The organism is Flavobacterium sp. DSR3-2 (assembly GCF_049896525.1).
Taxonomy (GTDB): domain Bacteria; phylum Bacteroidota; class Bacteroidia; order Flavobacteriales; family Flavobacteriaceae; genus Flavobacterium.
In genome coordinates this window covers 309,813-334,166 of the sequence record NZ_JAFCUM010000002.1, presented here as the reverse complement: position 1 = coordinate 334,166, position 24,354 = coordinate 309,813, and the positions used below count along the sequence as shown (strand labels likewise).

General features: G+C 35.2%; 23 protein-coding genes, 1 tRNA gene and 2 pseudogenes. 17 read left to right on the top strand and 9 right to left on the bottom strand.

The window, feature by feature from the left end; all coding sequences use genetic code 11:
- Positions 1 to 19 precede the first annotated feature (19 nt).
- On the bottom strand, positions 20 to 784 hold the full coding sequence (locus tag ACP7AV_RS05015) for a DeoR/GlpR family DNA-binding transcription regulator (RefSeq protein WP_426091007.1): 765 nt from the start codon (positions 782 to 784) through the stop codon (positions 20 to 22).
- A gap of 143 nt (positions 785 to 927) precedes the next feature.
- Here ACP7AV_RS05015 and ACP7AV_RS05010 point away from each other — a divergent pair.
- The 12 genes and pseudogenes from ACP7AV_RS05010 to groL all read left to right on the top strand — a co-directional run bounded on the left by ACP7AV_RS05010 (position 928) and on the right by groL (position 12,971).
- A pseudogene (locus tag ACP7AV_RS05010) lies at positions 928 to 2,511 on the top strand (FAD-dependent oxidoreductase).
- A gap of 24 nt (positions 2,512 to 2,535) precedes the next feature.
- Positions 2,536 to 4,033 (top strand): annotated as a pseudogene (glpK, locus tag ACP7AV_RS05005) (glycerol kinase GlpK).
- 18 nt (positions 4,034 to 4,051) lie between these two features.
- Positions 4,052 to 4,783 (top strand): MIP/aquaporin family protein, encoded by a 732-nt coding sequence (locus tag ACP7AV_RS05000; protein WP_426091006.1) that lies wholly within the window; start codon positions 4,052 to 4,054, stop codon positions 4,781 to 4,783.
- A gap of 23 nt (positions 4,784 to 4,806) precedes the next feature.
- A complete protein-coding gene (locus tag ACP7AV_RS04995) occupies positions 4,807 to 5,217 on the top strand; it encodes a hypothetical protein (protein WP_426091005.1) in 411 nt (136 codons plus the stop codon).
- 526 nt (positions 5,218 to 5,743) lie between these two features.
- Positions 5,744 to 7,189, top strand: coding sequence for a tRNA (N6-isopentenyl adenosine(37)-C2)-methylthiotransferase MiaB (gene miaB / locus ACP7AV_RS04990; RefSeq protein WP_426091004.1), 1,446 nt, complete (start codon positions 5,744 to 5,746; stop codon positions 7,187 to 7,189).
- An 86-nt stretch (positions 7,190 to 7,275) separates the two neighbouring features.
- Positions 7,276 to 7,650, top strand: a complete 375-nt coding sequence (locus ACP7AV_RS04985; RefSeq protein ID WP_426091003.1) for a GxxExxY protein — start codon at positions 7,276 to 7,278, stop codon at positions 7,648 to 7,650.
- 56 nt (positions 7,651 to 7,706) lie between these two features.
- On the top strand, positions 7,707 to 8,963 hold the full coding sequence (locus ACP7AV_RS04980) for a sigma-54 interaction domain-containing protein (protein ID WP_426091002.1): 1,257 nt from the start codon (positions 7,707 to 7,709) through the stop codon (positions 8,961 to 8,963).
- Between the two features lie 100 nt (positions 8,964 to 9,063).
- A complete protein-coding gene (locus tag ACP7AV_RS04975) occupies positions 9,064 to 9,567 on the top strand; it encodes an LptE family protein (protein WP_091202539.1) in 504 nt (167 codons plus the stop codon).
- A 28-nt stretch (positions 9,568 to 9,595) separates the two neighbouring features.
- Entirely contained in the window at positions 9,596 to 10,447 is an 852-nt protein-coding gene (locus tag ACP7AV_RS04970; protein WP_426091001.1) for a tetratricopeptide repeat protein, read from the top strand.
- 3 nt (positions 10,448 to 10,450) lie between these two features.
- Positions 10,451 to 10,795 carry a preprotein translocase subunit SecG gene (secG, locus tag ACP7AV_RS04965; RefSeq protein WP_426064156.1) on the top strand — a complete coding sequence of 115 codons (345 nt, stop codon included), beginning with the start codon at positions 10,451 to 10,453 and terminating at the stop codon, positions 10,793 to 10,795.
- A gap of 135 nt (positions 10,796 to 10,930) precedes the next feature.
- On the top strand, positions 10,931 to 11,206 hold the full coding sequence (locus tag ACP7AV_RS04960; protein WP_426064157.1) for a co-chaperone GroES: 276 nt from the start codon (positions 10,931 to 10,933) through the stop codon (positions 11,204 to 11,206).
- Positions 11,207 to 11,342: 136 nt separating this feature from the next.
- Complete coding sequence (groL, locus tag ACP7AV_RS04955) at positions 11,343 to 12,971, top strand: chaperonin GroEL (RefSeq protein WP_091202549.1); 1,629 nt, start codon at positions 11,343 to 11,345, stop codon at positions 12,969 to 12,971.
- A 70-nt stretch (positions 12,972 to 13,041) separates the two neighbouring features.
- Here the strand turns inward: groL and ACP7AV_RS04950 are convergent, their stop codons facing one another.
- The 5 genes from ACP7AV_RS04950 to xrtF form a co-directional block, all read right to left on the bottom strand.
- The gene (locus ACP7AV_RS04950) at positions 13,042 to 13,722 is read right to left on the bottom strand and encodes a DedA family protein (RefSeq protein WP_426064158.1); all 681 of its coding nucleotides are present in this window, start codon (positions 13,720 to 13,722) and stop codon (positions 13,042 to 13,044) included.
- A gap of 222 nt (positions 13,723 to 13,944) precedes the next feature.
- Entirely contained in the window at positions 13,945 to 15,300 is a 1,356-nt protein-coding gene (locus tag ACP7AV_RS04945) for an MBL fold metallo-hydrolase RNA specificity domain-containing protein (protein ID WP_426091000.1), read from the bottom strand.
- 43 nt (positions 15,301 to 15,343) lie between these two features.
- Positions 15,344 to 16,174, bottom strand: a complete 831-nt coding sequence (locus ACP7AV_RS04940) for a restriction endonuclease (RefSeq protein ID WP_426090999.1) — start codon at positions 16,172 to 16,174, stop codon at positions 15,344 to 15,346.
- A 58-nt stretch (positions 16,175 to 16,232) separates the two neighbouring features.
- Positions 16,233 to 16,676: an exosortase F system-associated membrane protein gene (locus tag ACP7AV_RS04935; protein ID WP_426064161.1), complete on the bottom strand. Its 444-nt coding sequence runs from the start codon at positions 16,674 to 16,676 to the stop codon at positions 16,233 to 16,235.
- Entirely contained in the window at positions 16,666 to 17,202 is a 537-nt protein-coding gene (gene xrtF, locus ACP7AV_RS04930) for an exosortase family protein XrtF (RefSeq protein ID WP_426090998.1), read from the bottom strand. The genes ACP7AV_RS04935 and xrtF overlap by 11 nt, the downstream gene beginning before the upstream one ends.
- Before the next feature lie 75 nt (positions 17,203 to 17,277).
- On the opposite strand from xrtF, the gene ACP7AV_RS04925 reads away from it, so the two are divergent.
- The 5 genes from ACP7AV_RS04925 to rpe all read left to right on the top strand — a co-directional run bounded on the left by ACP7AV_RS04925 (position 17,278) and on the right by rpe (position 22,706).
- The gene (locus ACP7AV_RS04925; protein WP_426090997.1) at positions 17,278 to 17,733 is read left to right on the top strand and encodes a GAF domain-containing protein; all 456 of its coding nucleotides are present in this window, start codon (positions 17,278 to 17,280) and stop codon (positions 17,731 to 17,733) included.
- Positions 17,734 to 17,845: 112 nt separating this feature from the next.
- A complete protein-coding gene (gene rpsO, locus ACP7AV_RS04920) occupies positions 17,846 to 18,112 on the top strand; it encodes a 30S ribosomal protein S15 (RefSeq protein ID WP_091202563.1) in 267 nt (88 codons plus the stop codon).
- 235 nt (positions 18,113 to 18,347) lie between these two features.
- Positions 18,348 to 20,483, top strand: coding sequence for a polyribonucleotide nucleotidyltransferase (locus ACP7AV_RS04915; RefSeq protein WP_426064164.1), 2,136 nt, complete (start codon positions 18,348 to 18,350; stop codon positions 20,481 to 20,483).
- Positions 20,484 to 20,647: 164 nt separating this feature from the next.
- A complete protein-coding gene (locus ACP7AV_RS04910) occupies positions 20,648 to 21,511 on the top strand; it encodes a sigma-70 family RNA polymerase sigma factor (RefSeq protein ID WP_007137700.1) in 864 nt (287 codons plus the stop codon).
- A 532-nt stretch (positions 21,512 to 22,043) separates the two neighbouring features.
- Positions 22,044 to 22,706: a ribulose-phosphate 3-epimerase gene (rpe, locus tag ACP7AV_RS04905; RefSeq protein WP_426090996.1), complete on the top strand. Its 663-nt coding sequence runs from the start codon at positions 22,044 to 22,046 to the stop codon at positions 22,704 to 22,706.
- 35 nt (positions 22,707 to 22,741) lie between these two features.
- Here the strand turns inward: rpe and ACP7AV_RS04900 are convergent, their stop codons facing one another.
- The 3 genes from ACP7AV_RS04900 to ACP7AV_RS04890 form a co-directional block, all read right to left on the bottom strand.
- The gene (locus tag ACP7AV_RS04900; protein ID WP_426090995.1) at positions 22,742 to 23,542 is read right to left on the bottom strand and encodes a zinc-dependent peptidase; all 801 of its coding nucleotides are present in this window, start codon (positions 23,540 to 23,542) and stop codon (positions 22,742 to 22,744) included.
- An 83-nt stretch (positions 23,543 to 23,625) separates the two neighbouring features.
- A tRNA-Arg gene (locus ACP7AV_RS04895) sits at positions 23,626 to 23,699 on the bottom strand.
- A gap of 67 nt (positions 23,700 to 23,766) precedes the next feature.
- Positions 23,767 to 24,216: a GatB/YqeY domain-containing protein gene (locus tag ACP7AV_RS04890; protein ID WP_426090994.1), complete on the bottom strand. Its 450-nt coding sequence runs from the start codon at positions 24,214 to 24,216 to the stop codon at positions 23,767 to 23,769.
- Positions 24,217 to 24,354: the final 138 nt, after the last annotated feature.

Genomic DNA, 24,354 nt, shown 5'->3' with positions numbered 1-24,354 from the left:
TCCTTCAAATTCGTTCTTCTTATACCACGACAACATTTAAACCCAGATCTTCCAGTTTCGTTTTAGTTTCGATGTCGATACCAGAGTCCGTAATCAAAACATCAATTTTTTCTAAATTGCAAATCTTCCCAAATCCTCTGACATTCATTTTAGTCGAATCTGCCAACACGATAACTTTTTCGGCAACATCAATCATCGCTTGATTTAAATGGGCCTCCATCGCATTTGAAGTACTCAACCCAAACTCTAAATGAAGCCCATCCGTGCCTATAAATAATTTATTACAGGAAAATTGACTTAAAATTCCTTCTGCAATAGCACCCACAACTGAAGTTGATGCTTTTCTAATATCTCCACCCAATTGAATGGTGTCAATTTCTGAATGTTTGCAAAGTTCTAAAGAAACTTTTAGCGAAGGAGTTAGCACGGTCAATTTTTGAAACTCTCCCATCATTTTGGATAAATTATGTATAGTAGTCCCGGAGCCCATAATAATATAATCATTGTTGCTAATATAATTTAAAGCCGCTTTTGCAATAAGCATTTTTTGTTCTACCTGAAGCAATTCTTTATCACTTACATTTCTTTCGAACGCATAAATGGGTTGTTTACTTGCACCTCCATGAGTACGATGCAACAGATTTTTGTTTTCTAAAAAACTCAAGTCCTTTCGTATGGTTACGGATGAAACCTTGTGAGTTTCACAAAGTTCCACTACATTGACATACCCCTTTTGATTTAATTCTTGAATTATTAGTCCCTGTCTGATATTAATTATAGCCATATTACTGTTTAAAATTCAAATAAAGATAGGTATTCTTTTAGAAATAAAAAAAAACTATTTACTTTGAACAGCTTCACTTTGTTTCGAATTATTTCGTTATTTTTGTAAAACGAAATATTGTGTTGCGAAATAAAAACAATAAAATGAAAAGATCGGAACAAATAGCCCAACTTACGAACACCAAAAATTGGGATGCAATCATAATTGGCGGCGGCGCTAACGGATTAGGAATAGCGTTAGACGCAGCTAGCAGAGGTTTTAAAACCATGTTGTTAGAATCAATTGATTTTGCAAAAGGAACCTCCAGTCGAAGCACAAAGTTAGTTCATGGCGGGGTTCGGTATTTAGAACAAGGAGATATTGCTTTGGTACGTGAAGCCCTAAAAGAAAGAGGTGTAATTGCTCAAAACGCCAGTCACTTGGTAAAAAACCAATCCTTTGTGATTCCAAAGTACAATTGGTGGGGTGAATATTTCTACGCCGTAGGATTAACCATCTACGATATGTTAGCCGGAAGATTAAGTTTAGTCGCCTCTAGATCTATTTCAAGAAAAAAAACAATGGAATTGCTTCCAACCATTACACAAAAAGGATTGGTTAGCGGCGTTGTATATCAAGACGGCCAGTTTGATGATTCGCGTTTGGCGATCAACATTGCACAAACAGCCTTTGAAAAAGGAGCCACGCTTTTGAACTATTCGAAAGTGATTAATTTATTAAAAGATGATATAAATCAAGTTACAAAAGTAGCATTTGAAGATAAAGAAACCGGTATTAAATATAAACTGACCGGAACTGCGGTTATTACCGCTACTGGGGTTTTTACGAATTCAATCATGAAGATGAACGATTTGGAATACAAAAAATATTTTGTTTAAAGCCAAGGAATTCACCTGGTTTTTGACAAATCTTTCTTACCAAGTCAAAACACTTTAATGATTCCAAAAACAAGTGAAGGGCGCGTTTTATTTGCGGTACCGTGGCATAATAAAATTGTGGTAGGAACCACCGATACTTTGGTGAAAAAATCAAGTCTGGAACCAATTGCCTTGGAACAAGAAATTGATTTCGTTTTAGAAACTGCCCAAAGATTTTTAGAGAAGAAACCAACCAGAGCGGATGTTTTATCTGTCTTTGCAGGATTAAGACCATTGGCAGTGCCAGAAAAAAAAGGACAACGGACCAAAGAAGTTTCCAGAAGCCATAAAATAATTGTTTCGGATACTGGATTAATCACAATCACTGGAGGAAAATGGACAACGAACCGAAAAATTGCTGAGGACGTTGTTGTCAAAGCGATCAAAGTCCATAATCTACCTAAAAACGGATGTAAAACGGAACATATTGCCATTCATGGAAATATAGCAACCTCAGAAACTGACCGCGAAAATCATTTATACATTTATGGAACTGACATTCCAAAAATATTGAAATTACAGGAATACGAGCCTTTTTTAAAAGAAAAGCTACATCCCAATTATGAGTACACAATGGCTGAAGTAGCATGGGCTATTCGTTTCGAAATGGCCAGAACCATAGAGGACGTATTAGCCAGACGCGTACGTCTTTTGGTTTTAGACGCCCGAGCAGCCATTGATTCTTCTAAAAAAGTTGCCCAATTATTAGCGACAGAATTAGAATATGATAACACTTGGGCTGAAACTCAAACGGATGAATTTAGAGCTCTAGCCAACGGTTTTCTTTTGACCGAATTTTATGTAAAATAATCTATTAACCTAAAAACGCCAAAAATGAAAAATAAATTAATTCTTGCCCTTGACCAAGGGACTACTTCATCAAGGGCAATTGTCTTTAACGACGATGGAGAAATTGTCAACGTTTTGCAAAAATCCTTTGAACAAATTTCCCCTAAACCAGGATGGGTAGAACACGATCCAAACGAAATTTGGTCCTCACAAATGAGCGTAACCGCCGAAGTTATTGCTAAAGTGGGAATCTCAGGAAAAGAAATCGCCGCCATTTTCATCACCAATCAAAGAGAAACCACAATTGTTTGGGATAGAGAAACTAGTAAACCAATTTATAATGCCATCGCTTGGCAAGATAGAAGAACTGCAAAATATTGCGACACATTGAAAGCTCAAGGCCACGGAGATATAATTAAAGAAAAAACAGGATTGGTTTTAGACGCCTATTTTTCTGCCACAAAATTAAAATGGATTTTGGACAATGTGGAAGGAGCACGTGAAAAAGCAGAACAAGGAAAATTATGTTTTGGAACGGTCGACACTTGGCTTATTTGGAAACTGACCCGAGGTAAAATGTTTATGACTGATGTTTCTAATGCAAGTCGTACCATGATGTTAAACATTCATACTCTTGAATGGGACCAGGAACTATTAAATTTATTCGATATCCCGCAATCGATATTGCCCGAAATAAAACAAAGTAGCGAGGTGTATGGAGTGACCTCAACCACGCTATTTTCTACAAAAATTCCTATAGCCGGAGTTGCCGGAGAGCAGCAAGCAGCCCTTTTTGGTCAACTATGGATCGAACCTGGAATGGTAAAAAACACGCATGGAACCGGTTGTTTTATGTTGATGAATACTGGCGAAAAGCCCGTTTATTCTAAAAACAATTTATTAACAACGATAGCCTGGAAAATTAACGGAAAAACAACCTATGCCTTAGAAGGTATTGTTTTTGTTGGTGGTGCGGCCGTACAATGGCTGAGAGATGGTGCTATAATGACTGACGCTGCCCATGAAATTGAAGAATTAGCAGCCAGTGTTCCGGACAACGGGGGGTGTCTATTTTGTTCCCGCACTAACAGGTTTGGGAGCTCCTTACTAAGACCAATATGCTCGAGGAGCCATAATTGGGATAACTCGAGGAACCACAAACGCACACATTGCGAAAGCAACTCTCGAAGGAATAGCCAATCAAGTTTACGATTTAGTAAAAGCCATGGAAGCTGATTTCGAAAAAAAGGGAACAAAATTAAGAGTAGATGGCGGAGCGGTTGCCAATAATTTATTGATGCAATTTCAATCGGATATTTTTGATTTTAAAGTGATACGTCCGAAGACATTAGAAACAACAGCCTTGGGAGCCGCTTATTTAGCCGGTTTAGCTATTGGATATTGGGACAGCGTAGATGAATTACAAAAACAATGGACAACAGACCGTGAATTTTTACCCGAAATGCCCAGCGAGACTGTCACTGAATTGCTTAAAAACTGGGATAAAGCGATAGGCCGAGCTGGAAACTGGATAGAAGATTAATCACTAAAACCAAAAATTATGACTCCATTTACAGCAGAAATTTTAGGGACAATGCTTATGATTTTATTAGGTAACGGTGTCGTTGCGAATGTCGTTCTTAAAGGAACCAAAGGAAATAATTCCGGTTGGATTGTCATTAGTACAGGATGGGGCTTTGCCGTTTTTGTAGGCGTTGCCGTCGCAGGCCCGATTAGTGGCGCACATTTAAATCCAATTATCACTTTAGGTCTGGCGCTCATAGGGAAATTTGCATGGTCTCAAGTTGCTTCTTACATACTGGCTCAAATGATTGGAGCTATGTTAGGTGCGCTTTTGGTATGGCTTTCTCATAGAGATCATTTTTCTGCTACAGAGGGCGAAAGCGATAAACTTTCCTGCTTTTGCACAGTACCCGCGATTCGGAATTACTCTTCCAATTTGATGAGTGAAATCATCGCTACTTTTGTCTTGATTTTTGTAATATTTTATATCGCAGGTCCAGAGCTTGTAATGAGTTCTGATACTAGTGCTACAATTGGACTTGGGACTGTTGGTGCTCTACCAGTAGCTATTTTAGTTTGGGCTATTGGATTGTCATTGGGAGGTACAACAGGATTCGCTATAAATCCTGCAAGAGATTTGGGCCCTCGAATCATGCACGCTATTTTACCAATAAAAGGAAGTAGCGATTGGAGCTATTCCTGGGTCCCTCTTATTGGTCCAATAATAGGATCCTGTTTGGCCGCAGCCCTTTATGTGGTGCTGCTCTAACCTTTTTATTTACAAGTATAATCATGCGAAAATTATTTTTCCCCACTATAATTTCTATTATAGCGCTGGCTAGATACGCCCGAGAAATAAGTATTTCTGACAGTATTCCAACAGCTACAAAAAGCAAAAAACCAAACCTAATAAATTTTGATGTAGTATTAAAAACGAGCCACCTATGGAGGGGACTAGTCATCAATGCAAGCACGACTGCCATGGTTAACATTCATTATGCTTTAGATAAAAAACAAAATCTTACCGTTGATGTTTGGGGCGGAAAGGAGTTTGACAGGGGTACAAAGAAATTAATTACTACATTCAATACCAAAATAATGGTTTTTCAATTGCTTTGTGGGACCTATTCAATGCTACAAATATTGAAAATTCAGCTGTTTTTAATTATGATCGAAAGTCAACCACGCACATTCTTGATTTAAGAACATCCTACCAATTTCCTTTGCGTATAGAAGCTGATTTTCTGATTTATGGCAATGACCTTGAATTGCTGGACAACCTCGATTATAAAAATAGGTATTCAACCTATGTAGAATTAGGCTATCCACTGTTGAAAAATCAAAAAATCATTTAAGAGGCTTATTTAGGAGCCAGATTTGCCTTAAATGGTACCTCCCATTTGTAAACAAATGACCCAAACAGTAATTTTGATATCGTAAATACTGGAATCCGGATTTACAAAAACATTCAGATTCTACATTCTAATGTTCCCGTTTCTGCAATAGCAATGTGGAATCCAACGCTTAAAATTGCCCGAATTCAATTGGGTGTAGTGTTGTTTTGATAACAAATACAAAAGCATATTGTTTGTTAACGAAAAAGTTCTTTTAAAAATAAAAGAACTTTTTTTTAACCCCAAATAAAAAACACAAAACATTGTTAATTCTTAATCTGACATCTTGTCATATTTATTTGAATTCCCTTATCTTTGCACTTTGAAAATATAGGATGGAAAAGATTATTGAAGAAAGCAAACAAGGAGAAAGTCTTGTTTTAGAAAATAAACCCGAGAACACAAAGAAACTTTTTATTGAGAGTTACGGTTGCGCAATGAATTTTTCAGACAGCGAAATTGTAGCTTCTATATTATCCGGAAACGGATACAATACAACGCAAATTCTGGAAGAGGCCGATTTAGTTTTGGTAAATACTTGTTCGATTCGGGACAAAGCGGAACAAACTATTCGCAAACGCTTGGAAAAATACAATGCGGTGAAACGCATCAATCCAAAAATGAAAGTAGGCGTTTTAGGCTGCATGGCCGAGCGTTTAAAAAGTCAATTCCTTGAAGAAGAAAAAATTGTAGACCTAGTTGTGGGTCCTGATGCCTATAAAGATTTACCGAACCTTTTGCAAGAAGTGGAAGAAGGACGCGATGCGATTAACGTGATTTTGTCGAAAGACGAAACTTATGGTGATATTTCTCCTGTTCGATTGATGAGTAACGGAATTACGGCTTTAGTTTCTATCACCCGTGGTTGCGATAATATGTGTACGTTTTGCGTGGTACCTTTCACTCGCGGACGCGAACGCAGCCGTGAACCGCAGAGCATTATGAAGGAAATTCAAGATTTGTGGGACAAGGGTTTTAAGGAAATTACACTTTTGGGACAAAATGTAGATAGTTATTTATGGTACGGCGGCGGATTGAAAAAAGATTTTGAAAATGCAACCGAAATGCAAAGAGTTACTGCAGTTGATTTTGATCAATTACTAGAAATGGTAGCGGTTGGTTTCCCAAAAATGAGAATCCGATTTTCGACTTCAAATCCACAAGATATGCACGAAAGTATTTTGCACGTGATTGCAAAACACCAAAATATTTGCAAACACATTCATTTACCGGTTCAGTCAGGAAGTAATAGAATCCTAAAAGAAATGAACCGATTGCACACGCGTGAAGAATACATGACTTTGATTGACAAAATCAGAACTATTATTCCGAATGGTTCAATTTCACAGGATATGATTTCAGGTTTCCCAACAGAAACCGAAGACGATCATCAAGACACTTTGAGTTTGATGGAGTATGTGAAATATAATTTTGGTTATATGTATTCGTATTCAGAACGTCCGGGAACTTTGGCAGGAAGAAAAATGGAAGATGATGTTACCGACGAAACTAAAGCCAGAAGATTACAGGAAATTGTCGATTTACAACAAAAACACGCCTGGCTCCGCAGTGAAGAATTCATTGGTCAAACTGTAGAGGTTTTGGTAGAAAAAGTTTCAAAAAAATCAACAGAAGAGTTTTCTGGAAGGAATTCACAAAGTATTACCGTAGTTTTTCCAAAAGAAGATTATAAAATTGGAAATTTTGTAAATGTGAGAATTACTTCTTGCACCAGCGGAACTTTGAAAGGAGAAGCAGTTGGTTTGAGTGAGATGAATTAAAAAATTAGCCACAGATTAAAAAGATTTTCACAGATTTCTTTTTAATTCTTTACTCTTTATAATCTGCTACAAAAAATTAAAACGTTGTGATAGAAGGATACAGAGAGCAAGAAACGTATAAAATTATAGGAATTTGTATGGAAGTACATAGAATTCTTGGCCCAGGATTATTAGAAATTGTTTACAAAGATGCTTTAGAAATAGAATTCAAGCTAAACGATATTTCTTATGAAAGAGAAAAAGAATTTTCGATTAATTATAAAGGTGAGATTTTGCGTAGTAAATTTAACGCCGATTTTATTGTATGTGAAGATATTGTATTAGAAATAAAAGCTGTGAAAGAATTTTGCAATGAACATATTGCACAAATTTTAAATTATTTGAAATTAGCAGATTCAGAAGTTGGATTATTAGTTAATTTTCAAAATAAATCTTTACAATATAAAAGATATGTTTTGTAAATAAAATTAAGTAAATCTGTGAGAATCTTTTTAATCTGTGGCAAAAAAAATAAAATATGGAATCAGTTCAAGCGATAAAACAACGATTTGAGATTATCGGAAATGATCCGAAACTTAATCGTGCGATAGAAAAAGCCATTCAGGTAGCTCCTACTGACATTACGGTATTAGTAGCGGGAGAAAGCGGAGTTGGAAAAGAGAATATTCCCAGAATTATTCATTCGCTTTCGCATAGGAAGCACGGAAAATATATTGCCGTAAACTGTGGTGCGATTCCAGAAGGAACGATTGACAGTGAACTCTTCGGTCATGAAAAAGGTGCTTTTACCGGCGCAACCGGAACCCGTGAAGGCTATTTTGAAGTCGCTGACGGTGGAACTATTTTTCTGGATGAAGTTGGTGAATTACCGTTAACCACTCAAGTGCGTTTGTTGCGTGTTCTTGAAAATGGAGAATTTATAAAAGTAGGTTCTTCACAAGTGCAGAAAACTGATGTGCGTATCGTTGCTGCAACAAATGTTAATTTATTTGATGCTATCGAAAAAGGTAAATTCCGTGAAGATTTATATTATCGTTTGAGTACGGTGGACATTACTTTGCCGCCTTTGAGAGACCGAAAAGATGACATTCATTTATTGTTTAGGAAATTCGTTGCGGATTTTGCGCATAAATATAAAATGCCTCCTTTAAAACTTGACGAAAATGCGATTCAGTTACTGCAAAAATTTCGTTGGAGCGGAAACATCCGACAATTGCGGAATGTAGCGGAACAAATCTCCGTTTTGGAAACCAACAGAGATATATCTGCCGTGACATTACAATCTTATTTGCCCGCGCAGGGAAGCAATTTACCTTCTGTAATTAAAGACAAAAAAAGCGAAAGTGATTTTAGTACCGAAAGGGAAATTTTGTACAAAGTGCTTTTTGATATGAAAAGTGATTTGAATGATTTGAAAAAATTAACGCTGGAACTGATTCAAAATGGAGGTTCAAAAGTACAAGAGACGAATCAAAATTTAATTAAAAAAATATACGGTTCAAAAGAAAGCGATAGTGAAATAGATTTTGAAGAAGAACCGAGAGCATCATTAATAGCGGCTCAAAACAATGAGGATTTATATCAGGAACAGGACGACAATTATCTTTTTGCAGAAACTGTCGAGGAAGAAGAAACCTTGCGTTTAGAACAAAAAGAAATCGAAATGATTATAAAATCATTAGAAAAAAACAAAGGAAAACGAAAAGCTGCCGCGGATGAATTGGGCATTTCTGAAAGAACATTATACAGAAAAATTAAGCAATTTGATTTGTAGTTTTTTTAACAAAGACACAAGGACGTATATGCTTTGATTGAAAATGAATATATTTGACACGAGTTTTAGCACATTGGCGAAGCAATTTTTAAAATAGAAAATGAAACAAATAAAACTTATTCTTCTTTCGATAATAATAGTGAGTATCAACAGTTGCTCGGTTTATAACTTTACAGGAACCGGTAAAATTGATGCCGAAACATTTCAAGTGGGCTTTTTTCAGAATAATGCGGAACTAATTGAACCCGGAATTGACCGCACCTTTACATTAGAACTTCAAGATTTGATTTTGAACCAAACCAATTTGAACTTGGTCAAAAACGGTGCTGATTTGACGTATGAAGGAGAAATTGTAGATTATAGAATCAGTCCAATGACAGCAACCGCGGATCAGCGAGCTGCTCAAAACCGTCTGACGATTCGAGTGAATGTTCGTTTTACCAATAAGAAAAAAGAAGCAGATGATTTTGAAAAACCATTCACATTTTTCTATGATTATCCCGCAGAACAACAATTAACAGGAGCTACATTAAACTCAGCTTTGAAAGATATTTTTGAAAGAATAACACAAGATATCTTTAATGAGTCATTAGCTAAATGGTAAATTAAAGTTTAATTATTTAACATTAAAAATGAACGTAACCGATTATACTTATTTGATTAACAAACCCGATGCTGTCAATGAAAAGCAAACGGAAGCTTTAGAAAAAGTATTGGAACAGTTTCCTTATTTTCAAAGTGCCAGAGCGATTCAATTAAAAGGACTTTACAATCAAAATAGTTTTAAATATAATGCTGCTTTAAAAATAACGGCAGCCTATTCAACGGACAGATTGGTTTTATTTGATTTCATCACATCGGATACGTTTACGTCAATTCATAAAAGTCTGTATGATAGAAAAGCACTCGAAATTCTAGACCTCGAAGTAATAGATAGCGAGATTCTTATTGCTGAAGAAAAACCAGAACTTAAAATAACCACGTTAGAACAATCTATCCTGACTTCAATAAAGGAAGCTTCTCCAATCGCGAAGAAGGATCATTTAACAACAGTTGAAGAAAAGTTAGCCATTGGTACGCCGTTGGATTTCTCCAAAAAAGAACAACATTCCTTCCAAGAATGGCTTCAGCTTTCGCGCACGGAACCTATCAAAAGAGAAAGTGAGCAACCAACTAATAAACCTGCTCCACTTACAGATGCCGACAAAAGGAAAAAAACAGAACTTATCGACAAATTTATTGAAAAGAGTCCGAAGATTTCTCCAGTAAAACATGGTGTGCCTTCCACCGTCAATTTCGACCTAAATGCAGTGGACAATTCTTCGTTGATGACAGAGACTTTAGCCCGTGTTTATTTGGAACAAAAAAAATATCAAAAAGCGATTCAAGCTTATGAAATATTAATTTTGAAATATCCAGAAAAAAGTAGTTTCTTTGCAGACCGCATATCGGATATTAAGATTTTACAACATAATAATAATTAAACAATGAGCACATTTTCAATTTTTTTAGTTTTAATAACTATCGTTTGTTTTCTATTAATCGTAGTTATCATGGTTCAAAACCCTAAAGGTGGCGGATTATCCTCTACAATAGGTGGTGCTCAAATGTTAGGTGGAGTACAAAAAACCACCGATTTTTTAGACAAAAGCACTTGGACATTAGCAACTATACTTATTGCACTTATATTACTTTCAAGCTTGAGCTTTACAGGAACATTAAGTGATACAGATTCGAAAATCATTGAAAACACAGGAAGTTCCGTACCAACAACAAACACGCCAGTTGCTCCTGCACAAAATACACCTGCTGCAACAAATCCAGCGAAATAAATCATTACAACGTATTCTAAATGCCAGCCTGTCAAAGCTGGCATTTTTTATAAGAAATTATGTCAGTGTTACTAGGATGGCATAATTTCTGAAATCTTTACAGCAGTTAAAATAAATAATATAAAATATAAAATTATGGCTTTAAACATCAAACCACTTTCAGACAGAGTTCTTATCGAGCCCGTTGCTGCTGAAACCAAAACTGCTTCAGGGATTTTTATTCCAGATACAGCCAAAGAAAAACCACAAAAAGGAACTGTTGTTGCTGTTGGAAACGGAACAAAAGACCACACCATGACTGTAATAGTTGGTGATTCTGTCCTTTACGGAAAATACGCTGGTACTGAATTAAAACTGGAAGGAAAAGATTATTTGATTATGCGTGAAGACGATATTTTAGCAATTATCTAAATAGTATTCAATCTGAAAAATTCAGTGTCGAGACAATTTAACTCGATAGCTTTGCTGGAGCTAGTGAAGCAAACTTAAAACAAATTAAATTAATAATGAGGATGCGATAGCTTCGTACCTCGCAATGACAACAAAAATGGCAAAAGATATAAAATTTGATATTGAAGCACGTGACGGATTAAAACGTGGTGTTGATGCATTAGCAAATGCAGTAAAAGTAACGCTGGGACCAAAAGGTCGTAACGTAATTATTGGAAAAGCTTTTGGTGGACCAACTGTTACTAAAGATGGTGTTACTGTTGCAAAAGAAATTGAATTGAAAGATCCATTGGAAAACATGGGCGCTCAAATGGTGAAAGAAGTAGCGTCTAAAACTAATGATTTAGCTGGAGACGGAACTACAACTGCAACAGTTTTGGCACAAGCAATTGTAAAAGAAGGTTTGAAAAACGTTGCTGCGGGAGCAAATCCTATGGATTTGAAACGTGGTATTGATAAAGCGGTTGAAGCTATTGTAGCTGACTTAGCAAAACAAGCAAAAGTAGTAGGAAGTGATTCTGAAAAAATAAAACAAATTGCTTCAATTTCAGCCAATAACGACGAAGTAATTGGTGAATTAATCGCTACTGCTTTCGCAAAAGTTGGAAAAGAAGGTGTAATCACGGTCGAAGAAGCCAAAGGAACAGATACGTATGTTGATGTTGTGGAAGGGATGCAATTTGACAGAGGATATCTTTCTCCTTATTTTGTGACTAATTCAGAAAAAATGGAGGTAGAATTGGAAAATCCTTACATCCTTTTGTATGACAAAAAAGTATCTTCTTTAAAAGAATTATTACCAGTTTTGGAGCCAGTTGCTCAATCTGGAAAACCATTATTGATTATTGCTGAAGATGTTGATGGTGAAGCATTATCTACATTGGTGGTAAATAAATTACGTGGAGCTCTGAAAATCGCTGCTGTAAAAGCGCCTGGTTTTGGAGACAGAAGAAAAGCAATGTTGGAAGATATCGCTATCTTAACTGGAGGAACTGTAATTTCAGAAGAAAGAGGATACACTTTAGAGAATACAACTATCGAGATGTTAGGAACTGCTAAAAAAGTGACTATCGACAAAGACAATACAACGATTGTAAGCGGAGCTGGTGAAGCTGATATGATCAAAAATCGTGTAAACCAGATTAAAGGTCAAATGGAAGCTACAACTTCTGATTATGACAAAGAAAAGTTGCAAGAACGTTTGGCTAAATTAGCTGGCGGAGTTGCTGTACTTTATGTTGGTGCTGCTTCTGAAGTAGAAATGAAAGAGAAAAAAGACAGAGTTGACGATGCACTTCACGCAACTCGTGCTGCTGTTGAAGAAGGAATTGTTGCTGGTGGTGGTGTTGCTTTATTGAGAGCTAAAAACGCACTTAGCGCTATTAAAGCTGACAATGCTGATGAAGCAACCGGAATTCAAATTGTATCTCGTGCAGTAGAATCTCCATTAAGAACTATTGTTGAAAATGCAGGACTTGAAGGTTCAGTTGTTGTTGCAAAAGTTGCTGAAGGTTCGGGTGATTTTGGATACAACGCCAAAACGGATGAATATGTTGACATGCTTAAAGCAGGAATTATTGATCCTAAAAAAGTAACGCGTGTAGCATTAGAAAACGCAGCTTCGGTTGCCGGAATGATATTGACTACTGAATGTGCTTTGATTGATATCAAAGAAGATAATGGTGGCGGAAACCCAATGGGTGGTGGTATGCCAGGAATGATGTAGTAGCATTTTCCTCTAAATAAAAAACCGTCCCGATAAAATTGGGACGGTTTTTTTATGACTTGTAATTTGTTTATTCTTGATTTTTTGGTTTTCTGCTGAACTTATAAATTACAGGTAAAACAGTAATTCCAACTAAAATCAATACAATTAATTCAATATGCTTTTTCAAATCAATCTGATAATTTTCAAGTAAAAAACCATATAAATAATGTCCGGCAAAAATTAAGGTAAAAGACCAAATAAATGAACTTAAGACATTATAAAACATGAATTTTTGTTTGTCCATGGATACAATTCCAGCTACGATAGGTGCAAAGGTTCTTAATATTGGAAGAAAACGGGCAAAAATGATTGCTTTCCCTCCGTATTTTTCAAAAAAGTCTTTTGATTGAACCAAATATTTTTTCTTAAACCAAAAACTATCTTCCTTATTGTACAAATAGTATCCGCTTTTTGATCCAAACCAGTAACCTACAATATTTCCTAAAATTCCCGATAACGCCACAAGCGTTGATAAAAGCACAACATTTATAAAATCATTATCAATAAATAGAATGTTTTCTATTAATTCTCGGCTGTAAATTCCTGCCAAAAACAAAAGACTATCTCCAGGTAAAAAGAAACCCGCAAAGAGACCTGTTTCAGCAAATACGATAAATAAAACTATATAGATTCCCAGTTTAATCCCATTAACATCAAAATGAATATAAAAAAGTGGGTCAATTAAATTCTTCCAATCAAAATCGTTCATTCTACGGTGTTTTATGCTAAAATTATTTGTGCGTGAAAGTACGGATAATATATCTTAAGAACAATTTATTGCTTTATTTTAAAGTTTTATTAACGGTTGAATACCACACTTCTATTTAGAAATACATAGTTTAGGCTCTTTTATAAAAATCCTCCAAAAAATTGTATTTTTCTCCACTAAGCTACTTGGCGCTAGAAACGGAAATCACTTACGCAAAACTAATCACAACTCAAACTCTTGGCCTATTAAAGGAACTTTACAATCAAAACCATATTTTTCATGAACTTTTATACGGAGTTCATCCAGCGGCTCATTTTCACCATGAACTAAGAATATTTTGGTTGGTTTATTTTCTAATTCTGATAACCAGTTGAGTAAATCATTTTGATCACCATGTGCTGACAAGCCCTGTATTTCTAAAATTTTTGCCTTTACCGGATAATATTGTCCATGAATTTTAATTTTTTTCGCCCCTTCCAGCAATTTTCTTCCGCGTGTTCCTTCGGCTTGATACCCTACAATAATTACACTAGTTTGTGGCAAAATGATATACTGCTCTAAATAACTCAATACTCTTCCTCCCGTGAGCATTCCGCTGGCAGCAATTACTACTTTAGGTTGTTCATCATAGATAACCTCCATGGTTTCCTGATAGTCCGAAACTAATGAGAACATTTTACTCATTTCGGCACATTCTTCTGACGACAATTTATGCCATTTTTGGTTATTAGAAAAAATATTTAGCGCATTAATTCCCATTGGAGTATCAATGATATACGGAATATTAGGAATTCTATCTTCTTCCCTGAGTTGCCACAACAAGTACATGATCGTTTGGGCACGCTCTACAGCAAAACTCGGAATAATAATCGTTCCGCCTTTGTCAACCGCGTTATTGATGTACATTTCCAATTCTAATTTAGTATCCGTTTTAGGATGAATTCGATCACCATAGGTACTTTCGAGAAAAACATAATCAGCTTTTTTAGGTTTCGTTGGCGGATACATCAACACATCATCGTCCCTACCAATATCTCCGGAAAAAACTAATGTTTTATTTTCAAGCGTTAATGCGATACTGCAAGCACCCAGAATATGTCCCGCATTAGTATACACTGCTTCAATTTGCGCATCCAAAGGTATTGGCTCATTGGTTTTGATTACTCTAAATAGCGGGAAAACTTTTTCGGCTTGTTCTACCGTATACAGTGCCTCAGCAATTTCATGCTTAGAATAGTTTCCTTCATTCGCATTTTTAGCTTCTTCTTCCTGAATTTTAGCGCTATCTAAAAGAATTAGTTTAGTAATATCTTTTGTGGGACTGGTACAATATATTTTCCCAGAAAATCCTTGCTTGACTAATCTGGGCAACCAGCCGCAATGATCTAAATGCCCATGTGTCAGCAATACAAAATCTATTGTGGAAGGCAAAACTGGTAGCGGATCCCAATTGAGATCCCGCAAAGGTTTTAATCCTTGGAATAATCCACAATCAATCAAAATCCGAATTCCATTGCTTTCGATTAATGTTTTAGAACCGGTCACAGTGCCCGCTCCACCAATAAATTTAACTTTCATTTGATTTAAATTTAAAATTTAACAATCTCAGTAATCACTCCTTTTAAATATACTTACACAATTCTGACGCTTCTTTTAACACGTTTTTTATCCGATTAGGACTTAATCCTATTCTGTTTAAACAATCCGAATTATTTATAATTTCTTTTACTAAAATAACATCCAAGATCAATAATTTATCTTTTTCAGCAATGGACAAGGTCGTCAAACAGGTTACGGGATAAAGAGAATTATTGTCATTCTTTGTTTTCAAATTGTTATCTTCAGGATAATTCCAACTCAACAAACTCAATCCGGAACATTTAGCAAAAGTAATTGCATCTGCTGTAAACCGGTTATTGGTCACAATCCAACATTTGGACACATTGTCTTTTCTATCAAAAATGGGATGATTTCTGTCCTTAATGTCATTAAAACGGGATAAAACATACATCGGAACTTTCACATCTGAAGCAGCTTCTCTGCCTGCATGATACTTACATTCAACCATGGCGATAGTTTCATTTTTTTTGACCAAAACATTTATTTCATGTGAAAGACATTTTCCCTGTAAAGTCAAATTGGTTATCGTTTTATAATTTTCCGAAGAAAAAATCCGTCCTATATATTTTTCGAAAAAGAAACCGGCAGGTCCTAAAAGCCGAATTGCTTCTCTCAAATTATAACGTGCCGCATGGGAATTGGCCGTTTTCTTCAATAATGAAAAAGCCATTTTATAAATTTGTTTAGTAGCAATTCCCTCATAAATTTGTTTTTTTATGGCATGCAAAATCGAGTCTACTTCCAGAGCATTGGCACCAGACTTTAAAAGTGATTTTTTAAGTTTATCCGAATTAAATTCGACAATATCTCCAGAATGTTTTACTATTTTCATGTTTACAATGTAATGATAAACAATTACTTACACCAATATTAAAAACTGATAAAAAAGATTATCTATTTTGTTTTTGATAATAAAATCCGGGGACAAACAATAATAAAAAAATAGGCTGAATCAAAAACCGACGGATATAAAACAGAATCCAAGTATGGTTTTCACGAGTGAAGAAAATAATGTAAAAAAAAGCAACAATTAAAATCATAAAAAGGAAATAATACAGAATAAAGGCAAATTTCACCATCATTATTTCTTTGAAAATGACATAAATAACACCCAATGAAATAGCAGTATTTAACGTATAGCGAAATAATAATGCTAGGAACAATTGGGTTGAATTGACACTTGGCAACCTTAATTTAGCAAAATCTTTTTTAAAGAAATCTAAAAAAGGATCATAAAACAACTGATTTTCAAAAGCACGAATAAGCACTAACAGTACAACCAAAAAAAGGAATTGTATTAGTCTTAGTTTGTTATTTAATATCTTAAGAAGCATATCTTGAAAATTTACGAACCCAAATTAACCATAAAATAAAAACTACACCATAAATATATAAAGGAAAAAAGACTCCGTGCAGAAATGGCTCTTGTTTTGGAAAATAAAAAATAAGCGCACTTAAAGCTGCAATTCTCAAAATATTCAGTGCGTAAATAAGCAGGCTTCCGCCAAAGATAAAAAGTAAAGTCGCTTGTAGTTTACCTGAAAAAGCAACCACAAATGAAATGAATAAAATAATTACGCTGATTGCATTACAGCCTTCCACAATTCGGGCAACATATTTCTGTTCATAAAACAACTTCATATAAGGTTGTTCCACACTTTCTTCTATTGAATATTCATCAGTAAAAAGCTGCAGCACTTGTCCCGTATTTTCACTCACCATTCTTGTGATAGAATCTATTTTATTTTCCTCAAAACTATTAAGATATTGCTGATACAAAAAAGTCAGTGCTATATATGTCAAAAAAAACGTGCCCAGAAAAAGCAAAAACGGTCTGTAGAGAATAAAATATTTTTTCAAAATCTATCTTTTAACAAATTTATGTAATTTTTGAAACTGACTTTAAATACTTTTGCATAAATAAAAATAAAAAACATGACATTTCAAGAATTACAACCAAAAGTAACCGAAATCACATTAAATACAACGCAATCCAGAGACAAAAAACTTTTGTCAATTTGTCAATTGTTAAGTGACTCCATAGAGTATTATAATTGGGTTGGATTTTATTTTGCAAATCACGAGTCTAAAACATTGCACTTAGGGCCTTACGTTGGGGCTGAAACAGATCACACTGTAATCCCTTTCGGAAAAGGAATTTGCGGACAAGTTGCCGTCTCCAACGAAAATTTTGTAGTCCCTGACGTAGCAGCACAGGACAATTATATAGCATGCAGTTTTACTGTGAAATCAGAAATTGTGGTGCCTCTTTTTGTAAACGGAGAAAACATAGGACAAATTGATATTGACAGCCATGTCTTGGATCCTTTTACTGTAGAGGATGAAAAGTTCTTAGAGTTTGTGAATGAGGAAATTGCGAAATTGTATTAAGATTTAAAATAATTCATAATTCATAATTCATAATTCATAATTATTTTTTACTTTTGCACCCGTCCTACAATAGCTGTAAGACATACATAAAAATCATTAAACAAATATTGGAATGTATTTAACTAAAGAGATTAAAGAAGAAATCTTCGCTCAACACGGAGAAAAAACAAATACTGGAAAATCAGAAGCTCAAATTGCTTTGTTCACTTTCAGAATTAGCCACTTAACAGAGCACTTGAAAAAAAATCGTCATGATTATAATACAGAGCGTTCATTAGTATTGCTAGTAGGTAAAAGAAGATCTTTATTGGATTACTTAAAGAAGACAGAAATCAACAGATATCGTGAAATTATCAAAGTATTGAATATCAGAAAATAATCAATATAAAAGAGGTGCGAAAGTGCCTCTTTTTTTATTTTACAATTTAAAGTCTAATGATTCTATTTTAGTCCTGACACAAAAGGGATTAGAATCAAGACTTCACCATAAAGTCTTTATTAATTAGTATAGATCAATAAAAAAAGTTTGTTTTTCATTGGGTTTTAGGCATTAACTACGCAAAACAACAACTACAACACAACTAGAACCCATGTTTAACTAATAAATTAAATTTATGATTCCACAATTATTTGTAGAAAGTATCGATTTAGGTGATGGCAGAAACATCACAATCGAGACAGGTCGTTTAGCCAAACAAGCGGATGGATCTGTAGTAGTAAGAATAGGTAAAACTGTTATTTTAGGAACAGTTGTATCTTCACGAAAAGCAAGTCCTGGTATCGACTTTTTACCACTTACGGTAGATTATCGTGAAAAATTTGCTGCAGCAGGACGTTTCCCTGGTGGTTTCTTCAAAAGAGAAGCGCGTCCAAGCGATAACGAAGTGTTAACAATGCGTTTAGTAGACCGTGTATTGCGTCCACTTTTCCCGGATGACTATCATGCCGAAGTTCAAGTGATGATTCAATTAATGTCTCATGACGAAGATGTAATGCCAGATGCATTAGCAGGTTTAGCCGCTTCTGCAGCTTTAGCTTTGTCTGACATTCCTTTTGAAACATTAATCTCTGAAGCCAGAGTTGGAAGAATTGATGGTGAATTCATCATCAATCCAAGTCGCGCACAATTAGCATTATCTGACATTGATATGATGATTGGAGCTTCCATGGATTCTATCGCAATGGTAGAAGGTGAAATGAAAGAAATTTCAGAAGCAGAAATGTTAGAAGCAATTAAATTTGCACACGAACACATTAAAAACCAAATTGCTGCTCAACTACGTTTGCAAGCTGCTTTTGGTAAAAAAGAAGTTCGTACTTATGAACAAGAAAGAGAAGATGAGACTATTTATGCAAAAGTAAAAGATGCATCTTACGATAAAATTTATGCTATTGCAAGCAAAGGTTCTTCAAAACAAGAACGTACTGCTTCATTTGCAGAAGTAAAAGAAGAAGTAAAAGCATTATTTACTGAAGAAGAATTAGCCGTAAATGGTGATTTAGTTTCTAAATATTTTTACAAAACTAATAAAGAAGCGGTTCGTAACGTAACCCTAGATTTAGGAACACGTTTAGATGGAAGAAAAACTACCGAAATCAGACCAATCTGGTGTGAAGTAGATTATTTACCATCTGTACACGGATCAGCATTGTTTACACGTGGAGAAACACAAGCATTGGCAACAGCAACTTTAGGAACCTCTAGAGAAGCAAACCAAATTGACTCTCCATCACAACAAGGTGAAGAAAAATTCTACTTACATTATAACTTCCCTCCATTCTCAACTGGGGAAGCACGTCCTTTGAGAGGAACTTCAAGAAGAGAAGTAGGTCACGGAAACTTGGCTCAACGAGCATTAAAAAACATGATTCCTGCTGATTGTCCGTATACCATTCGTGTTGTATCTGAAGTTTTAGAATCAAATGGTTCTTCTTCTATGGCTACCGTTTGCGCTGGAACATTAGCACTTATGGATGCAGGTATCCAAATGATTCGTCCAGTTTCTGGAATTGCAATGGGATTAATTACTGATGGAGAACGTTTTGCTGTATTGTCTGATATTCTTGGTGATGAAGATCACTTAGGAGATATGGATTTTAAGGTAACTGGTACTTCTGTAGGAATTACAGCTTGTCAAATGGACATCAAAATTGACGGATTGAAATATGAGATTATGGAAGCTGCTTTAGCGCAAGCTCGTGACGGTCGTTTGCATATCCTTGGAAAATTGATCGAAACATTAGCTGAGCCAAAAGCAGATGTTAAAACGTATGCTCCAAAAATTATTACAAGAACTATTCCTGGTAACTTTATTGGTGCTTTGATTGGACCTGGTGGAAAAGTAATTCAAGAATTACAAAAAGCTACTGGAACTACAATTGTTATCAACGAAGTAGATGAGCAAGGAGTTATTGAAATTTTAGGAACGGATCCTGCCGGAATTGAAGCAGTATTGGCTAAAATTAAGTCAATCACTTTCAAACCACAAATGGGAGAAGCTTACGAAGTGAAAGTAATCAAAATGCTAGATTTTGGTGCAGTTGTAGAATATGCTGCCGCTCCAGGAAATGAAGTTTTATTACACGTATCAGAACTTGCTTGGGAACGCACTGAAAATGTTTCTGATGTGGTAAAAATGGGTGATGTATTCGAAGTGAAATACTTAGGATTGGATCCAAAAACTAGAAAAGAAAAAGTGTCAAGAAAAGCACTTATGCCAAGACCTCCACGTGAGGAAAGAAAAGAGTAATCAGATCTTAAGTTTACTAAAGGTTTATTTATAGGAAATCCCGTTTCATGAATTTGAAACGGGATTTTTGTTTTTATTTAATTTATTTTAGAAACTATTGTAACTTTTTTGCAACTCCCTACGTATAATCATTTGTACACTTAAAATTTAGGAGACAAAAAAACATGAGACAACTAAAAATCACCAAGCAGGTAACCAATCGTGAAACTGCTTCATTAGACAAGTATTTACAAGAAATTGGTAAAGTTGACCTTATTACCGCTGACGAAGAGGTAGAATTAGCACAGAAGATTAAAGCCGGTGACCAGAAAGCATTAGAGAAATTGACAAAAGCCAATTTACGTTTCGTGGTTTCGGTAGCAAAACAATATCAAAATCAAGGATTAACACTTCCCGATTTGATTAACGAAGGAAATTTAGGATTGATAAAAGCAGCCCAACGTTTTGATGAAACACGTGGTTTCAAGTTCATCTCGTATGCAGTTTGGTGGATTCGTCAATCTATATTACAAGCATTAGCTGAACAATCCCGTATCGTTCGTTTGCCTTTGAACAAAATTGGTTCTATCAATAAAATCAACAAAATGTACGCTTTATTAGAACAATCTAACGAGCGTCCACCATCTGCTGAGGAAATTGCAAAAGAATTGGACATGACCGTAAATGACGTAAAAGAGAGCATGAAAAACTCTGGTCGTCACTTATCAATGGATGCGCCTCTTGTAGAAGGCGAAGATTCTAATCTTTATGACGTTTTACGTTCAGGTGAATCTCCAAATCCAGACAGAGAATTAATTCACGAATCATTACGCACCGAAATCGAGCGTTCTTTGGAAACATTGACACCAAGAGAAGCTGATGTAGTTCGTTTGTACTTTGGTCTTGGCGACCAACACCCAATGACATTGGAAGAAATTGGAGAAACTTTTGACTTAACTCGTGAGCGTGTTCGTCAAATCAAAGAAAAAGCAATCCGTAGATTGAAACACACTTCTAGAAGCAAAATACTAAAAACGTATTTAGGATAATACAGTCAAGTGCCATAAAGTCAAAAATCATATCGTCCAACAACTGTATGATAGTTGACTTTCGGCTTTTGATTAATAAGTAACGACGGTCTGATTAACTGTTCGTTTTTTGATTGATGATTGAAACTCCGGCTGATTACCGGAGTTTTATTTTTTTCAGCATAACTCCGGTTAGTATGAGCTTCTCTCTCGGGTTTAGCCACTCACTGTTCGACTTTCAGTCTCGAGTCCTGAATTTTAATTTTATAATCGGAATTCTCTTTTCACTTTTCACTTTTCACTTTTCACTTTTCACTTTTCACTTTTCACTAATATGGCGTACCCCTCCGTAAAAACTTCGGGTCAGGCTTTCGGCTTTATCTCTCCGTTACACTTCGAGGATACCGCCTCTATCCTTTACGCAAATCGCAGGATAATTCGCTAATTGAATCTATAAAAAATTTACTCCAATTGCTGCAAAAAAACTACTTTTGCACTAACAACACAAACTGAAAAGATTCACTGCAGTGCATCTTTTCATAACAAAAACACAATGAAGAATACACTTATTGCACCATCAGTGCTTGCTGCCGACTTTGGTAATCTGCAACGCGACATCGAAATGATTAATAACAGCGAAGCCGATTGGTTTCATATTGATATCATGGATGGTGTTTTTGTTCCAAACATTTCTTATGGAATGCCAGTTCTGGAAGCCATTAATCGCCATGCAAAAAAAACAATTGACGTTCACTTGATGATTGTAGATCCAGACCGATACATTAAAACTTTTGCCGCGTTAGGCGCTAATATTCTAAGCGTACATTATGAAGCTTGCACGCACCTTCATAGAACGCTACAAGCCATCAAAGCCGAAGGAATGAAAGCTGGTGTTGCCATCAATCCACACACTAATATTGACTTACTGGAAGATGTAATCAATGACATCGATTTAGTATGCATCATGAGTGTGAATCCCGGTTTTGGAGGACAATCTTTTATAGAAAACACCTATTTTAAAATTGAAAAGCTAAAAGCTTTAATCACCACAAAAGGGGCCAGAACACTTATTGAAGTTGATGGTGGCGTAACCAACAAAAATGCAAAACAATTGGTAGAAGCCGGTGCAGATGTTCTGGTAGCAGGAAGTTTTATTTTTAAAGCAGAAAATCCAACTCAAACGATACACGATTTAAAGAAGCTCACAAACTTCTAAAAAAATGGCGCTTGAAGCGCCATTTTTTATTTCAACTACTCCTCTTTGAAATTAATCATTTTAGCAACATGTGCATACAATTCAGGATGGGAACTTTTAAAAACGTGGGGCGTCTCAAAGAAATGTTCCAAAATTACCGATAAAAATTCAAATTGATTTTCATAAGCATACAACCTAAAATACTTTTTTTTAGTCAACTCGTTATTTAAAACTGGATCGTTGTAATATTTTATAACTTCATTAAATTCATCAAAAAATACAATGGCGCTTGGATCATTACTTTTTAAACAATGGAAATGCAACACATGCGAAAACTCATGTAAACCCAGATTAATATTATCATTTGAAGTCGCATGTCCCAGTAAAAAATCTTCCCATGAAAAAACGATTGCTTTCATTTTAGGATTGAACTCTCCTTTATGATACACTTGATTCACAGTAGACAAATAACTGGAAGGATAAATAATTATTTTGTCGAACAAACGGATTAGATAATTTCTCATTCCAAAAGTTAACATCACATACGTTCCGGCAATCAAAATTTGCATGTCTTCAGTAATGAAAATCTCTTTACCAATAAATTGATAGTTCGCAATAAAAACATTTACCCGATGTTCAAAATAAATTTTTCTTTTTGGGGAAAGCCTAGAATAAAACGGAAAATAATTTACTAAAATTTGGCGTTGGTTTGATTTCAATTTCTGGGAAAAAGGATACCAATGAATATAAAACGGTTTATTGAACAGCAACAAATAAATAGGCTCCAAAATTCCGAAAATAATTACCAAAAGGAATAACACCCCAAATAAAAGGGAAATAAAAAGTTGAATTGTCATATTTCGTAACCTTTATAAAAAGAAAATGCTTCAAAACAACCAAGTTTACTTGAATTTTTTTGAAGCATTTGTTTCTGCCTTTGTGACCGCGACAGGGTTCGAACCTGCAACCCTCAGAGTCGAAATCTGATATTCTATCCAGTTGAACTACGCAGCCATTTTAAAATTTTTAGATTTTTAGAATATTGGAAAAATTTAAATATCAAATAATCTAAAAATTTAATTTATGTTAGCAATTTTTTTACAATAGTAGAAATAGTTTTTCCTTCTGCAGTTCCTCCTAATTGTGCTGCTGCTAAACCCATTACTTTTCCCATTGATGCAATTCCTGACGCACCTGTTTCGCCGATGATTTTTGCAATCACAGCTTCTACTTCAGCCTCAGTTAATTGTGTTGGCAAGAATTTCTCAATTACTGCAATTTGAGCCAATTCTGGTTCAACTAAATCCATTCGGTTTTGCTCTGTAAAAATTCTAGCGCTTTCCTTACGGGTTTTTACTAATCTTTGAAGCAATTTAACCTCATCATCTTCTGTAATTTCTTCTTTTGATCCTGTTGCTGTTTGTGCTAATAATATTTCAGATTTGATAGCTCTCAAAGCTTCAAGTGCAACTGTATCTTTGGCTCTCATGGCGGTTTTAATTTCGTCCATAATTTGTTCTGATAAACTCATACTACTATTTAATTTTAAATTTGGTATTCAATCTAAAATTGAATACTGCAAACTGATTATTTTTTTGAATGCCCCAGATGCTAGTGAAAAGCCTTTTTAGGAGAAAATGTATTTTTTCTTGGACTTAAAAAGCGACCA

Coding starts and splice junctions, on each gene's coding strand:
- ACP7AV_RS05015 (WP_426091007.1), bottom strand. CDS start 784: ATGGCTATAATTAATATCAGACAGGGACTAATAATTCAAGAATTAAAT.
- ACP7AV_RS05000 (WP_426091006.1), top strand. CDS start 4,052: ATGACTCCATTTACAGCAGAAATTTTAGGGACAATGCTTATGATTTTA.
- ACP7AV_RS04995 (WP_426091005.1), top strand. CDS start 4,807: ATGCGAAAATTATTTTTCCCCACTATAATTTCTATTATAGCGCTGGCT.
- miaB (WP_426091004.1), top strand. CDS start 5,744: ATGGAAAAGATTATTGAAGAAAGCAAACAAGGAGAAAGTCTTGTTTTA.
- ACP7AV_RS04980 (WP_426091002.1), top strand. CDS start 7,707: ATGGAATCAGTTCAAGCGATAAAACAACGATTTGAGATTATCGGAAAT.
- ACP7AV_RS04975 (WP_091202539.1), top strand. CDS start 9,064: ATGAAACAAATAAAACTTATTCTTCTTTCGATAATAATAGTGAGTATC.
- ACP7AV_RS04970 (WP_426091001.1), top strand. CDS start 9,596: ATGAACGTAACCGATTATACTTATTTGATTAACAAACCCGATGCTGTC.
- secG (WP_426064156.1), top strand. CDS start 10,451: ATGAGCACATTTTCAATTTTTTTAGTTTTAATAACTATCGTTTGTTTT.
- ACP7AV_RS04960 (WP_426064157.1), top strand. CDS start 10,931: ATGGCTTTAAACATCAAACCACTTTCAGACAGAGTTCTTATCGAGCCC.
- groL (WP_091202549.1), top strand. CDS start 11,343: ATGGCAAAAGATATAAAATTTGATATTGAAGCACGTGACGGATTAAAA.
- ACP7AV_RS04950 (WP_426064158.1), bottom strand. CDS start 13,722: ATGAACGATTTTGATTGGAAGAATTTAATTGACCCACTTTTTTATATT.
- ACP7AV_RS04945 (WP_426091000.1), bottom strand. CDS start 15,300: ATGAAAGTTAAATTTATTGGTGGAGCGGGCACTGTGACCGGTTCTAAA.
- ACP7AV_RS04940 (WP_426090999.1), bottom strand. CDS start 16,174: ATGAAAATAGTAAAACATTCTGGAGATATTGTCGAATTTAATTCGGAT.
- ACP7AV_RS04935 (WP_426064161.1), bottom strand. CDS start 16,676: ATGCTTCTTAAGATATTAAATAACAAACTAAGACTAATACAATTCCTT.
- ACP7AV_RS04925 (WP_426090997.1), top strand. CDS start 17,278: ATGACATTTCAAGAATTACAACCAAAAGTAACCGAAATCACATTAAAT.
- rpsO (WP_091202563.1), top strand. CDS start 17,846: ATGTATTTAACTAAAGAGATTAAAGAAGAAATCTTCGCTCAACACGGA.
- ACP7AV_RS04915 (WP_426064164.1), top strand. CDS start 18,348: ATGATTCCACAATTATTTGTAGAAAGTATCGATTTAGGTGATGGCAGA.
- ACP7AV_RS04910 (WP_007137700.1), top strand. CDS start 20,648: ATGAGACAACTAAAAATCACCAAGCAGGTAACCAATCGTGAAACTGCT.
- rpe (WP_426090996.1), top strand. CDS start 22,044: ATGAAGAATACACTTATTGCACCATCAGTGCTTGCTGCCGACTTTGGT.
- ACP7AV_RS04900 (WP_426090995.1), bottom strand. CDS start 23,542: ATGACAATTCAACTTTTTATTTCCCTTTTATTTGGGGTGTTATTCCTT.
- ACP7AV_RS04890 (WP_426090994.1), bottom strand. CDS start 24,216: ATGAGTTTATCAGAACAAATTATGGACGAAATTAAAACCGCCATGAGA.